This is a genomic window from Aeromonas sobria, assembly GCF_006243315.1.
In the GTDB taxonomy this organism is placed as follows: Bacteria; Pseudomonadota; Gammaproteobacteria; order Enterobacterales; family Aeromonadaceae; genus Aeromonas; species Aeromonas sobria_A.
On the sequence record NZ_NKWE01000069.1, the window covers coordinates 1 to 14381 of the forward strand.

At 60.0% G+C, this 14381-nt stretch carries 9 protein-coding genes; 6 read left to right on the plus strand and 3 right to left on the minus strand.

Annotated features, from left to right (window positions below):
• The first annotated feature begins 115 nt into the window (after positions 1–115).
• Entirely contained in the window at positions 116–1531 is a 1416-nt protein-coding gene (locus CF137_RS19830) for a leucine-rich repeat-containing protein kinase family protein (protein WP_139721167.1), read from the plus strand.
• Positions 1532–1825: 294 nt separating this feature from the next.
• Positions 1826–2473, plus strand: coding sequence for a thiopurine S-methyltransferase (locus CF137_RS19835; RefSeq protein ID WP_139721169.1), 648 nt, complete (start codon positions 1826–1828; stop codon positions 2471–2473).
• Between the two features lie 331 nt (positions 2474–2804).
• Here the strand turns inward: CF137_RS19835 and CF137_RS19840 are convergent, their stop codons facing one another.
• Positions 2805–5591, minus strand: coding sequence for an insulinase family protein (locus CF137_RS19840; protein WP_139721170.1), 2787 nt, complete (start codon positions 5589–5591; stop codon positions 2805–2807).
• Between the two features lie 162 nt (positions 5592–5753).
• On the opposite strand from CF137_RS19840, the gene sixA reads away from it, so the two are divergent.
• The 3 genes from sixA (at position 5754) to CF137_RS19855 (ending at position 7626) form a co-directional block, all read left to right on the plus strand.
• Entirely contained in the window at positions 5754–6221 is a 468-nt protein-coding gene (gene sixA, locus CF137_RS19845; RefSeq protein ID WP_098969595.1) for a phosphohistidine phosphatase SixA, read from the plus strand.
• 133 nt (positions 6222–6354) lie between these two features.
• Positions 6355–6561 carry a DUF1107 domain-containing protein gene (locus CF137_RS19850; protein WP_139694198.1) on the plus strand — a complete coding sequence of 69 codons (207 nt, stop codon included), beginning with the start codon at positions 6355–6357 and terminating at the stop codon, positions 6559–6561.
• A 147-nt stretch (positions 6562–6708) separates the two neighbouring features.
• Positions 6709–7626, plus strand: a complete 918-nt coding sequence (locus tag CF137_RS19855; protein WP_139721176.1) for a DMT family transporter — start codon at positions 6709–6711, stop codon at positions 7624–7626.
• A 104-nt stretch (positions 7627–7730) separates the two neighbouring features.
• On the opposite strand, the gene CF137_RS19860 is transcribed toward CF137_RS19855, so the two are convergent.
• The gene (locus tag CF137_RS19860) at positions 7731–9347 is read right to left on the minus strand and encodes a peptide ABC transporter substrate-binding protein (RefSeq protein ID WP_139721178.1); all 1617 of its coding nucleotides are present in this window, start codon (positions 9345–9347) and stop codon (positions 7731–7733) included.
• Positions 9348–9726: 379 nt separating this feature from the next.
• Between CF137_RS19860 and fbp the strand changes: the two genes are divergently transcribed.
• Complete coding sequence (gene fbp / locus CF137_RS19865; protein WP_042020895.1) at positions 9727–10761, plus strand: class 1 fructose-bisphosphatase; 1035 nt, start codon at positions 9727–9729, stop codon at positions 10759–10761.
• 100 nt (positions 10762–10861) lie between these two features.
• Here fbp and mfd read toward each other — a convergent pair whose 3' ends face one another.
• Positions 10862–14332 (minus strand): transcription-repair coupling factor, encoded by a 3471-nt coding sequence (mfd, locus tag CF137_RS19870; RefSeq protein ID WP_139721180.1) that lies wholly within the window; start codon positions 14330–14332, stop codon positions 10862–10864.
• Positions 14333–14381 lie beyond the last annotated feature (49 nt).

Below are 14381 nucleotides of genomic sequence, written 5' to 3' on the forward strand. Positions count from 1 at the left end.
GTAATTGGGACATAGCCTTTATAATGCCCCCCTTTAAAACCGCCGGACGCAGGTTCGGCGCGCGCTGATGGCCGTGTTGTGCCGTCAGAGCGGTCATCTGGATTGAGAAACGGTTATGCATACTCTGGAACAGCTGCGCGCGGGTGAACTGTGCGGTGCCCGCCATCTGAAGCTTTGTGAAAATCTGACGGAGTTCCCACCCGAGATCCTGAGTCTTAAAGAGACGCTGGAGGTGCTGGATCTCACCGGCAACCAGCTCAGCGCGCTCCCTGACGAGCTGGCCGGGTTCAGCAAATTGCGCATCATCTTCTGCTCCGAGAACCGTTTTACCGAGCTGCCCGAGGTGCTGGGGCGCTGTTCGGCGCTCACCATGGTGGGCTTTAAGGCCAACCAGATTGCCACCGTCTCGGCCAGGGCGCTGCCTGCGGGGTTGCGCTGGTTGATCCTGACTGACAACGCGGTGGAACAACTGCCCGATGAGCTGGGCCAGTGTGACGCCCTGCAAAAGCTGATGCTGGCGGGCAACCGTCTGCGCGAGTTGCCAGCCAGTCTTGCCAACTGCCGCAATCTGGAGCTGCTGCGCATCGCCGCCAACCGGATCGAGCGCTTCCCCGAGTGGCTGCTGTCGCTGCCGCGCCTCGCCTGGCTCGCCTACTCCGGCAACCCCTTTAGCGAAGGGGAGGAGGCGCGGGCCATCGATGATGCCCATGTCGCGACCCTTGCCTGGGACACTCTGGCGCTGGGCGAGCTGCTGGGGCAGGGGGCATCCGGCGTTATCCATCGCGCCACTATTTTTGATGACATGGTTGGTGACGTGGTTGATGCCAATACCAGTGCCGATAACGCGAGTCAGGCGAGCGACAGAGGCGATGCCAGTCAGGTGGCGGTCAAGCTGTTCAAGGGGGCGGTGACCAGCGATGGGCTGCCCCGCTGCGAGATGGCGGCGTCGCTGGCGGCGGGCACCCATCCCAACCTTATCAAGGTGATGGGGAAGGTAGCGGATCACCCCTCCGGCATTGCGGCGCTGGTGATGGAGCTGATCGACCCGGCCTTTGCCAATCTGGCCGGGCCGCCGAGCCTGGACTCCTGCACCCGGGATGTCTATCCCGAGGGGCTGCGCCTCTGTGTGCCGGATGCGCTGGCGATGGCCCACGGCATCGCCTCGGTGGCGGGCCATCTGCACCGCGCGGGCATCATGCACGGGGATCTCTACGGCCACAATATCCTGTTTGCCCGTGGCCCTGACGCCCCGGCTCGCGCCCTGCTCGGGGATTTTGGCGCTGCCTCTTTGTATGAACGCAACAGCTATGACCGCAGCAACCGCGAGCGGGCGCAAGGCCTTGAGCGACTGGAGGTGCGCGCCTTTGGCTGCCTGCTGGAGGAGCTGCTGGCGCATTGCGACGCGCAAGGCTCACCGCTCGATGGGCTGCATCAGCTCAAAGCGGCCTGTCTCTGTGACATTCCCGCCGATCGCCCCGATTTTGCTTATATCGACCGTCAGCTGGCTGCCGCTCGCGCCACCCTGTCGTGACCTTTTTGGCGTTGGCAGGCACGGTTTGACCTGCCAGCGCCATGCCTCTCATTCATTCATCGCCACCAACCCATGACATTTTTGTATGGGGCGGTGGCGCCGTGCCCGTGACTAAAGCGTGATAAACCAGCCAATACGGGCCAGTTGCTGCAGTGAGGTCGGCGGCAAGGGGAACTCCTGACATTCGCCTGATAACACGCTGGGGCTGCGCGGCAAAAAGGGCAGGGCAGAGGGTTGCGCGGTGCCGGTTAAGTTGTGATATTGAGGCATCTTTAGTACAGAAGGGTAATAACGATGGAAGCTGCGTTTTGGCATCAGCGTTGGGAAGAGAACCGGATTGGCTTTCATCAGGCGGACTTCAACCATTGGCTGCAATCCTGGTGGTCGGCCCAGCAAGCGGACGAGCCAGTGCTGGTTCCCCTGTGCGGCAAGTCCCGCGACATGCTCTGGCTCAGTGGTCAGGGCCATCCGATCGACGGTTTCGAGCTATCGACCCTTGCCGTCAGCCAGTTCTTCAGTGAAAACCAGCTCGCCGCTACCGTGAGCGAAGTGGGGCCTTATCAGTGCCATCAAGTGGACAGCCTGCGCATTTTTCAGGGGGATTTTTTCGCCGCCCCCGAGTTGGGTCGCCGTTACCGGCTGATCTATGACCGCGCCGCGCTGATCGCCTTGCCGACGGCGATGCGTCGTCAATATGCCGCGCTGATGAGCAAGCTGGTGGAAGCAGGCGGCCAGATCCTGCTGGTGACCCTCGAGTATCAGCCGGAGCAGCAGACTCAGCCCCCCTTCTCGGTGGGGGAGATGGAGGTGCGGGCACTGTTCGAGCGCGATTTTCGCATCGAGGTGCTGGGGCGCGCCGCCGAGGTGGATCATCCCAAGGTGCTGGCGGGTCAGCTCTCCTACTTCGATGAGGTGGCCTACCGGCTGGTTCGCCGGGGTTAACGGGCAGCTAACGGGCGGGCAAAGGGTGATCTGCGCCGACAAATCGTCGGCTGCGTGCTCTTCGCTACCTCCTTTGACATAGATCAACGTGATTCGCGGCGGGAGTGCCTACTATGAGGCTGTTTCTCAATCACTGTTGGCATTGCAACGCAAGTTCAGGGTTTAGCCCACTTGCTGATCAGCAACTCAGTGTCTGATTTTCACGCTCATGTTCACTTTTGGCGGCTTTGGTCGCAATTGTTATGGTTTTTCCAGCCGACCCTGATGGGTCGGCTTTTTATTGCCTGCGATTTACCGTGGGAGGGGGAAAACGGGGGAGAGCGAGGCCTGATCAGGCCTCGAAAGTGGCGGCATTGAGCCGAAATGCGCGTGGATCATCGATAAACTGGCCGGTGATCCGCTCGTCATGTTCGTGCCCCTGACCATAGCTGCAGAGGATCAGCCGATCGGAGGTGCGCGAGCGCAGCTGGGTGATAAAGCGCACCAGATCGGCGCGGCTTAAGTTACCCACCTCGTCGCAGACCCGTTCCCGCTGATCGAACCCCAGATCCTTGTTGCCGATGCTGACCCACAGCCGCTGGCCGCGACTGCGCAGGTTGGCATCCCGCTCGCTCAGTTGGGCTTGCAGCCCCGCCTTGCTCTCCTGCCACTGCTGCTCGGTGAATTCGAGCATGGCCAGCGGGAAGAGGTCGATAAACTCCTCCACTGCATCCAGCAGGATCTGCGGCCCCGCCACCGGCGACTGGATATAGAAGATCAGGCCCGGGTGGCGATTGAGGGGCAGGTTGCCGGCGCCCACCACATAACCCAGCTGCTGGCGGGTGCGCAGCTCGTGGAAGAAGGTGGAGGACATGATGTGGTTCGCCAAGGTAAAGCAGGCGAGATCCCGCGGTCGGGTGGTGCGGGACTGGTAGTAGACCAAGAGCGCCGAATCTTCGTGATCGCAACCCTGCTCGCGAATAAGGGTGCCCCTGTCCTGAATGGAGATGAGCGGGCGGCGGGTCTCGCCGCTCGGCTTGCTGCTGGTGCCATTGATATCGCTCAGGTGGCGCTCCATCAGGGCTGCCAGCTCCAGCGCCTCGGCGGCACTCCAGTCGCCGTGCACCAGCGCCTCGACATGCACCTCGCCAAACAGCTGGGCCACGAAGGCGGGCATCTCTTCCAGCTCGACGGTGCGCAGGTGGCGCAGCAACTGCTCGAACGGCGGGTTGTTCGGCTGCAACAGGCTGGTGAGCTGGTTGAACAGCTGGGAGATGGGGCGCGCCTTGGATTGGTTTTCCCAGTTGCGAATGAGCTGCTCCTTGATTTCGGCGAAGCGGCCCGGATCCGGATAACCCAGGGTGCGGTTGCCGAGGATCATGTCGAGCAACAGTGGCTGCTTGTCGGCAAAACCGCTCAGGTTGATGGTAAAGCCCCCCTGATGGGCATAGATCTGGTAGCCCAACCCCGCCAGCTCCGCCGGATAGGTGAGGGCGTTGAGGTGATCGGCCAGCAGCTCCACCGCGAGGCGTGCCATGGCGATATTGCGCGGATTTTTTACCGCATGTTCGCTGTCGATGGAGATGTAGAGATTGCCCTTGGGCACGCTGAACAGGTGCTCATGGAGGTGCCAGAGGCGAAAACCGGGACGATCGATAAGGCAGGCGGGCATGTCGGCGGCAAGTGCCGGCGAGCGTGGATCGAGCCGACTGCTGATAAAGGGGTTGGGCAGCGGCAGGGCCAGCGCTGGATCCGGCTCGCTCTGCTGCCAGCGGATCTTCTCGGCCTCGGTGATGGTCGCCACGCTGTAGGGGGTCTGATACCAGCGGGCCAGCCGATCGGTCGCCACTTCCGGCGCGGTGATGGTGATGCGCAGGTTGTGCGGGGTGAGCTTGGCGAGAAAGCGGCGGATCAGCACCTCGTCATATTCCCGCATCATGTAGTCGCCGTAGAGCAGATCCTCAGGTTTGTAGCTAAAGAGGTTGAGCACCAGCCCCGACACCGTATCGAGCGGGCGGCCACGCTCCTGAAAGCGGAACGCCGATTCGAGCACGGTCCGTTTTTCGTCGTAGCGCCAGCTCTGCAACCCCTCGCGGCCAATCAGTTTCAGATAGCCAAACAGGGCGGCGAGGATGTCGTCCACATGTTCAAGGCCCAAGGGGGTCAGGCCGAAGTTGACGCCAAAATCCTTGAAGTTGGCGCCGCTGATGCCGCCGCCCGCCGAGAGCTGGTTGACCCAGCCTTTCGCCTTGAGCAGGGAGAGCAGGCTGCCATCCCCCTCGTAGCCAAGCAGATGGCTCAGGAAGGTGAGGGGCTTTTTGTCGTAAAACTCGTCCACATTGGGCAAGGGGAAGCTAAGCGACAGCTTGCGGGTCTCCTTGACCGGATTGATGTGGATGCGCACACCGAGATCATCGAGCCGGTAGAGCGGCATGGTGAGGGTCGGCGTTCCCAAATTGCGATTCAAAATGGGAGCAAAATAGCGACAGCACCACTGCAACTGGGTATCGATCGATGCTGGCGAAATCATTACCAGCGCCATGCGATCCGCGCTGTAGTGGCTTTCGTAAAAACGGATAAGGTCGGAGCGCAGATCCCGCCCCGGCAGGTCGGCCAGGGTATCGAGGTTGCCCACCGAGAATTTGGCGAAGGGGTGCGCGGGATTGACCGTCTCTTTATGCACCTGATAGCTGCGGCGCACGTCGTCCTGCAGCTTGAGGCGATACTCGGAGTCAACTGCGTTGCGCTCCTTGTCTACCCACTCAGGGGTGAAGGTGGGGCAGATAAAAAACTGGGAGAAGCGATCCAGCCCCGCTTCAAAGAAGCCGTTGTCGATCTCGAAGAAGAAGTTGGTGAACTCGGTGCCGGTCCAGGCGTTGTTGCTGCCGCCATGACGGCTCATAAATTGCTGGTATTCACCGGGCTTGGGGTAAGTGCCGGTGCCGAGAAACAGCATGTGTTCCAGAAAATGGGCCATGCCCTGGCGGTCGGCAGGATCGTCAAAATGGCCGGTATTGACTGCCAGAGAGGCGGCGGATTTGTCGGTATCGGGATCACAAATCAACAAGACCCTGAGCTGGTTAGCCAGCGCCAGAAAATGGTATTGCCGATGGTCGTTAGGACTGGCATATGGGCTCATTGGCGTGTGACTCACGTTGGATTTATTTGAATTTAAACATGATTATCGACCGCGCTATCCCGTCAGGCAAACCCTTTTCTGAGAGGTAGCGCAATTGTTTACATACCCGTGGCGGGGTAAGATCCGCCAGCTATCAAAACAGGCCCGTTGGGCGAGGTTGTAATGAAGATCTATATCATGCGTCATGGCCAGGCTGGCATGAATGCGAAAACAGATGAACAGCGTCCTTTGACCGAGCAGGGTATTGAAGAGTCTATCGACATGGCTCGCTGGTTGGCGCCTCAGCTGAGCGGCCCGCTGGATCGGGTGATCCACAGCAACTATCTGCGGGCCCGCCAAACCTGGCAAGCCATATGCAGTGAGTTACCTGACGCAGCAGCCGTCGAAGAGAGTGGCGACATTACCCCTTATGGTGATACCGCTTTCGTGGCCAGCTACCTCACCGCCCTGGCTGAACAACACGACCAGATCCTGATGGTCAGCCATCTGCCGCTGGTGGGGTATCTGGTGCAAAGCCTCTGTCCGGCCGCAGGAGCACCGATGTTTGCCACCTCAGGGATCGCTTGCATCGAGTGGCACAATGGCAAAGGTGCCTTGCTCTGGTTGGAAGGGCCGCATACAATAGGCTAAAAGTTAATAAAAAGTTATAGATTGAATTTTTTGGGAAGAGATAGGCGATTTTTCCGGTTTTTTATAGTTAGTTAACGGAATTATTTCGCAGAAGCTGCTGTCATACGGATACAACTGCAAGAGGTTGCAAACGATGAGAGTGTTCAAGAAGTACCTGCCACTGATGGTGGCAAAGCACGTCAAAACCTTCTTCAAAGGTCGGATTTACATCCATGGTCGAGGTCGGTTTGATTTTCAATTTGGTGTGTTGTTGATGCCGAGCGCTGCCGACATCCCTCACCGTCAAACGGTTACGGAGGTCAACCAGATGATCTCCAGACTTCATATGGATGCGGCGTGACGTTCTTCTGAACGCGTTTCTGCACGGATATACCAGCCTGTTGATGACCGTTAAAATATGCCCGCGATTGTGCGGGCATATTTGTATCTGGCCGCTCGCCCCTTATACTCGCTCGCTGTTATCTGCTCCGTGACCCTGGATGTGTGCATGCCCCTTGCCTTCTTGTTCCCCTTCTCCTGCATTGCCATCTGGGCGGGCAATGGCATCGTCAGCAAACTGGCGGTCGGTGTGTTGTCGCCCGCCGCGATGGCGTGGTCGCGCTGGGTGGTGGCTGCTTTGGTATTAAGCCCGTTTCTGGCCCGTCGGGTATGGCGTGTGCGCGCCCGCCTGCGGGCAGGTCTTTGGCAGATCGCCATGCTGGCGCTGCTGGGCATGGTGCTCAACCAGACCTTTGGTTACTACGCGGCGCAAACCCTGGGGGCCACCGAGATGGGGTTGATGATGGGACTGACGCCGCTGTTGACCGTGTTGTTCAGCATCTGGCTGCTGCGTGAGCGGCCCACCTGGGGCGCCGTGTTGGGGGCGCTGCTCTCCATCCTTGGCTTGTCTATCTTGCTGGGGCAGGGGGACCCGACCCGGCTGTTTACCCAAGGCATTCATATCGGCTCGGTCTACATGCTGCTCTCGGCGGGCACTTATGCCCTCTATAGCGTGCTGCTCAAGAAGTGGGATCTGGGGCTGGATAACTGGTCGCTGCTCTACGGTCAGGTGCTCTGTAGCGTGGTGATCTTGACCCCCTTCTATCTGCTGGTGGATGGTCAGTTGCCCGAGGGGCGTGCGCTCTTGCTGATCTTCTATGCGGGGATCCCTGCGTCGGCACTCTGTCCCTGGCTCTGGATGCAGGGGATCTCCCTGCTCGGTGCCAACCGTACCGCCATCTTTATGAATCTGTTGCCGGTACTGACGGCTGGCCTTGCCATCACCCTGCTGGGGGAGCGGCTGACCAGCTATCACCTGATCGGGGGCGGTCTGACTCTGCTCGGTGTCTTGCTGGCGCAGCTGCTGGTGCGACCTGTGGTGCTGAGGCGCAGCCGGGTGGCGATGGCGCCCTGTCCCGAGGAGTAATCGTGCCCGGACGGGTAATTTGGCAGCGTGATGTGCTGGCCAAGAACGAAAAAGCGCCTGCAGCAATGCAGGCGCTTTTTTATGGTGAGGTGTCGAGTGGCCGATTACTGGGCGACCAGATAGAGGTCCCGGCTATAGACGATGTCTTGCGGGTTCTCATAGGGATAACCCTTGACGAACGGCTTGAGCAGCCGCGATTTGACGTAGAAGTAGACCGGCGCGATCGGGGCTTCTGCCTCGATCAGGGCTTCTGCCTGCTGGTAGAGCTGATTGCGCTCGGCAGCATCCTGCGCGTCATGGGCCTTGGCCAGCAGGGCGTCGTACTGCTTGTTGAACCACTTGCCACTGTTGGCACTGCTGCTGGAGGTCAGGATATCGAGGAAGGTGGAGGCATCGTTATAGTCCCCGTTCCAGGAGTAACGGCTGACACCGAAATCCCCCTCGTTGAGGGTGGAGACCATGGTCTTCCACTCCATGTTGTTGAGGGTGGCGGTGACCCCCAGGTTGTGTTTCCACATGGAGGAGATGGCCAGTGCGATCTTCTTGTGCCCCTCGTTGGTGTTGTAGAGGATATCCACAGTCAGCGGTTTGTCCGGGCCATAGCCCGCTTCGGCCAGCAATGCTTTCGCCTGCGAGATCCGCGCCTCTTTGCTCTGCTGCTGACTGGCCGGTTTTTTCAGATCAAAGCCATCGACACTCGGCGGGGTCAGGCTGAAGGCGGGCAGCTGCCCTTGTCCCAGGATCTTGTCGGTGATGGTCTCTCGATCAAGGGCCAGCGAGAGCGCCTTGCGCACTTTCGGATCATCGAACGGTTTGCGGTTCACATTGAACACATAGTAATAGGTGGCCAGCATGGGGGCGCTCACCAGCTCTGCCGGGCTCTGGCTCTTGAGATGCTTGTACTGTTCCAGCGGATAGGTGGTGTAGTGCAGCTCACCGGTGCGATAGCGGTTGTAGGCGGCAGTCTCGGAGACGATCTCCAGATAGACCACTTTGTTGATCACAGTGTTGCCATTATCCCAATAATGAGCATTGCGCTCGGCGCTCAGCCGCTCGTTGGGGGTCCACTCCTTGAGCACAAAGGCGCCGTTGGAGACGATGTTGCCCGGTTTGACCCACTCCTTGCCAAATTTTTCGATGGTCGCTTTGGGGGCGGGGAAGGTGGTGTAGTGAGCCAGGGTCTTCAGGAAGAAGGGAACCGGATTGGTCAGGGTCACCTGCAGGGTGTGCTCATCGAGCGCCTTGATGCCGAGCTCTGACGGGCTCTTCTTGCCCTGGATCACCTCGCCAGCATTGACCACACCGGTCAACTCGATAAACCAGGCGTAGTTGGAGGCGGTTTTGGGGTCGGCCGCCCGTTGCCAGCCGTAGACATAATCGGCGGCGGTGACCGGTTCACCGTTTGACCATTTGGCCTCGGGCCTTAGTTTGAAGGTGTAGACGGTGCCGGTTTTATCGACCTCGTAGCTGAGTGCGCCAGCGGGCTGGGTCTTGCCCTGGCCATCCAGTACGTAGAGCCCTTCAAACAGATCGTTGACGATGGCGCTACCGGCACTCTCTTCCACCAGCTGGGGGTCGATGGTGGTGGGCTCGCTGCCGATATTGGTCACGTAGATTTGTTGGGCATCCGGCAGCAGCTTGGTACCGGCAGGCACCTGGGCAGCCCAGGCGGGAAGGGCAAACAGTCCGGCTACCATGCCGGCAATGAGAGTCTTGTTCATTGATAATCCTTGAGTTTTATTTGCTTCCAAAGCGAAATCAGTGTGCTGGATTGGCGATCGGATCTCAAGGGGCGGCAGAGTGGGAAGCAAGTGTCAGCCGGTGCTTTAGCCAGCGGCTGAATGCCAGTCATCACGCGGGATACAGCCGCTTATTTGCACGAATTAAGCGGGCTTAAGTTATCGTATGAAACCTTTTAAAGGGAATAATTGAGCGAGAAAGGGGCGAAATCGTCGATTTATTAGACCGCTTAATTCGCTGCAAAAAGCAAAGGCAGGCGTTACATTAGGTTACAAATCAAGGCCGTCGGTGATCGGTGTTTTTTTTACCGGCCCCTGCAAACGTTTTCAAAGCCAACTGATGCGACCTAAAGGAATAACAATGCGAAACATGATCACCATGGGTGAGTTCATCGTCAAAAAGCAGGCGGACTACCCTACCGCGACTGGCGAGCTGACCTCGCTGCTGAGTTCGATCCGCCTCGCCGCCAAGGTGGTGAACCGGGAGATCAACAAGGCTGGGCTGGCAGATATCATCGGCTCGATGGGTGCTGAAAACGTGCAGGGGGAGGTGCAGCAGAAGCTGGATGTCTATGCCAACGAACGCTTCAAGGCAGCACTTGAGGCCCGTGGCGAGGTGTGTGGCATGGCCTCGGAGGAGGAAGAGGACTTCGTGGCCTTTGACTCGCCACTCTCCAAAAATTCCAAATACGTGGTGCTGATCGACCCCCTCGACGGCTCCTCCAACATCGATGTCAATGTCTCGGTCGGTACCATCTTCTCCATCTACCGCCGTTTGAGCCCGCAAGGTGGCGCAGTGACACTGGAAGACTTCTTGCAGCCGGGCAACCGTCAGGTCGCTGCCGGTTACGTGGTCTACGGCTCTTCCACCATGTTGGTCTACACCACCGGCTTTGGCGTTAACGGCTTTACATATGATCCTTCCATCGGCTGCTTCTGCCTCTCTCACGAGAACATCCGCATTCCGGAAGAGGGCAAGATTTACTCGCTCAACGAGGGCAACTACATCAAGTTCCCGGACGGGGTGAAGAAGTACCTGAAATATTGTCAGGAGCGCGACGAGGCGACCAATCGCCCCTACACCTCACGCTATATCGGATCCCTGGTCTCTGATTTTCATCGCAACCTGCTCAAGGGCGGCATCTACATCTATCCGTCCGGTACCAACTCGCCGAACGGCAAACTGCGGCTGCTTTATGAGTGCAACCCGATGGCGTTTCTGGTGGAGCAGGCGGGCGGCAAGGCCTCCGACGGCTTTGGCCGGATCATGGATATCCAGCCCACCGCGCTGCACCAGCGCACCCCTTACTTCGTCGGTTCCACCAAGATGGTGGAGCGGGCCGAGGCCTTTATGCGGGAGTTCTCTGCTCACGAGGATCCGGCCAACCAGGGCTGATAGTACCCTGCTGACACATAGCAAATAAAAAACGGGAGCCGATCTGGCTCCCGTTTTAGTTGGCGTTATCGTTATGGCTAGCCGCCAGCGTTGCAGAGCCTCATTGGCTGTTGTTGGCCAGATCTGCCAGCAAGCCATCCACCAGTTTGAGACGCATGGCGCGCTCCTGGGTGGGCATCTGAAACCGCAGCCGGGTCGGCCCGTCCATCTTGTAGACCCGTGGCTGGCTGGAGAGCAACTTGACCAGATAGGCCGGATTGACGCGGGTCTCCTGGGTGAAGTCGAGATAGCCGCCGCGCTCGCTCATCTCTACCCGGCGAATGCCCAGCGCAGTAGCACGCTGGCGGAAGGCCGCCAGCTCCAGCAGGGTTTTGGACGCCTCCGGCAGCAGGCCAAAACGGTCAATCAGCTCCACTTTCAGCTCGCGCAGCTCCTGCTCGTCCGCCGCACTGGCGATCCGCTTGTACATGGATAGCCGCATGTTGACGTCCGGAATATAGTCATCCGGCAACAGCGCAGGCAGGCGCAGCTCCACCTCGGTGTGCTGGCTCATCAGCTGTTCCAGTGACGGCTCCTTGCCATTTTTCAGCGCCTCGACCGCCTGCTCCAGCATCTCCATATAGAGGGTGAAGCCGACCGATTCGATCTGGCCGCTCTGATCGTCACCGAGCAGTTCGCCCGCGCCACGGATCTCCAGATCGTGGGTCGCCAGCGCAAAACCGGCGCCGAGATCCTCAAGGGCGGCGATCGCCTCCAGCCGCTTGACCGCATCCTTGCTCATCAGCTTGGGGTGTGGTGTGAGCAGATAGGCATAGGCCTGATGGTGAGAGCGGCCAACCCGACCCCGCAGCTGGTGCAACTGGGCCAATCCCAGGTGATCCGCCCGATCCATGATGATGGTGTTGGCGCTCGGCACATCGATACCGGTTTCGATAATGGTGGTGCAGACCACCAGATTGAAACGCTGGTGGTAGAAGTCGGACATGATCCGCTCAAGGTCGCGCTCGCGCATCTGACCGTGGGCGATACCGATGCGGGCCTCGGGTACCAGCTCCGCCAGATCGGCGGCGCATTTTTCGATGCTCTCCACGTCGTTGTGCAGGTAGTAAACCTGGCCGCCGCGCTTGAGTTCCCGCAGCACCGCCTCGCGCACCACCGCCGGTTCGTGCTGGCGTACGAAGGTCTTGATGGCGAGCCGTTTGGCGGGCGGGGTGGCGATGATGGAGAGATCCCGCATCCCCGCCATTGCCATATTGAGGGTGCGCGGGATCGGGGTGGCGGTGAGGGTGAGGATATCCACATCGGCCCGCAGCGCCTTGATCTTCTCTTTCTGGCGCACCCCGAATCTGTGCTCCTCATCGACCACCAGCAAGCCCAGATCCTTGAAGGTGAGCTCGGCGCCGAGCAGCTTGTGGGTGCCGATGATGATATCCACCTTGCCCTCCGCCAGCTCTTTCATCACGGCGGTCTGCTCCTTGGCGGAGCGGAAGCGGCTCAGTACCTCGACCCGCACCGGCCAGTTGGCGAAGCGATCGCGGAAGTTGTCGTAGTGCTGTTGCGCCAGCAGGGTGGTGGGCACCAGCACGGCGACCTGCTTGCCGCCATGGACGGCCACGAAGGCGGCACGCATCGCCACTTCGGTCTTGCCAAAACCCACGTCGCCGCACACCAGTCGATCCATGCTCTTGGCCTGACACATGTCCCCCAGCACCGAATTGATGGCGTTGAGCTGATCGTCGGTCTCCTCGAACGGGAAGCTGGCGGCAAACTGGCGATAGGCCTCTTTGTCGTGCTTGAAGGCGAAACCGGCGCGGGCGGCGCGGTGGGCATAGACATCCAGCAACTCAGCCGCCACGTCGCGCACCTTCTCGGCCGCCTTGCGCCGCGCCTTGACCCAGGCTTCACCGCCGAGCTTGTGGCTGGGCGGGTTATCAGAGCCGGTATAGCGGCTGATGAGGTGCAAACTGGTGACCGGCACGAACAGCTTGTCGCCACCGGCATATTCGAGGGTGAGGAACTCGGTGGGCAGGCCACCGGCATCGAGGGTTTCCAGCCCCAGATAGCGGCCAACCCCGTGATCCAGATGCACCACCGGCTGGCCTTGAGTCAGCTCGCCGAGGTTGCGGATCACCGCATCGGAGCTCAGGTTCTTGCTCTTCTCCCGCGCGCGCTTGCTGCGCACCTTGCCGCCCAGCAGTTCGGTCTCGGTGATCAGCGCCAGTGGCTGATTACTGGCATCAGTTCCGGCCTCCTGCAGCAGGAAGCCACGCTCCAGCGGCGCCACCAGCAGACCGTGGCGGGCCGTGCTCGCCATGAAATCCCTTAACGAGGCGAACTCTTTGGGCTGCAGCGAGATACGCGCCAGCAGATCGCCGAGCACTTCCCGCCGGCCTTCGGACTCCACCGCAAACAGGGTGCGACCGGCAAAGCCTTGCAGGAACTGGTTCAGCGCCAGTAGCGGCTGCTCCTTGCTGTGATCAAGTTGCAGCTCGGGCAGCGCCGAGATGGGCAGATCGTGCTGGCCTGCATCGCCAGCGGTAGGGGCCTCTTGCAGCCGCACCGCACCATATTGACCGAGGGCGGCAAACAGTTGCTCCACCGGCAGATAGAGCTGCGTGGGTGGCAGCAGCGGTCGGGTGTTATCCCAGCGGCGGTCTTCATAGCGCTGGTCGATGTCATTCCAGAAGCGCTGGGCGGCGGGGTAGATATCCCCCACGGTGAGCAGCAGGGTGTTTTGTGGCAGATAGTCAAACAGGCTGGCGGTCTGGTTGAAAAAGAGCGGCAGATAATATTCGATGCCAGCGGGCCAGCGCCCTTTGCTTACCTCCTGATAGACGGAACCCTCGGCCCGCGACAGCTCGAACTGCTCGCGAAACTGTCCGCGAAACAGCTCGATGGCCGTCTCGTCGGTGGGAAACTCCCGGGCAGGCAGCAGGCTGACGGTCTTGACCGGCTCGCTGGAGCGCTGGGTCTCGGGATCGAACGGGCGGATGGAGTCCACTTCGTCATCAAAGAAGTCGATGCGATAGGGGCTGTTGCTGCCCATGGGGAAGAGATCGAGCAGGGAGCCACGGGCGGCAAATTCGCCGTGCTCCAGCACCTGATCCACCGCCACATAGCCCGCTTCGGCCAGCCGCCCCCGCAGTTGCTGCAGGTTGAGGCGCTGCCCGGACTTGACCACCAGGCTGTATTTGTCGAGATATACCCGGGGGGCGCAGCGCAACATCAGGGTCGAGATGGGGACGATCAGTACCCCTTTACTCATCTGCGGCAGCTTGTAGAGGGTCTCGAGCCGCTGGGAGATGATGTCCTGATGGGGGGAAAAGGTGTCGTAGGGCAGGGTTTCCCAGTCGGGAAACAGCAGCACCGGACAGTCCTGCTCAGCCAGCAGATACTGCAGCTCCTGCTCAAGGCGCAGGGCGCTCGGGGTATCGGCGGTGATGAGCAGTACCGGCCCTTTGGCGTCGCTGGTGAGGCGGGCCGCAATCAGGGCGAGACTGCTGCCGACCAGCTGGCCGAGGGTTAACTTCTGGCCCGCTTTGGCGGGTAAGGCGGGGAGTGTTATGGGCATTGTTCGATTCTTTTAACGTTGACGTGATCTATCGTTGGCGTGCGCTGTG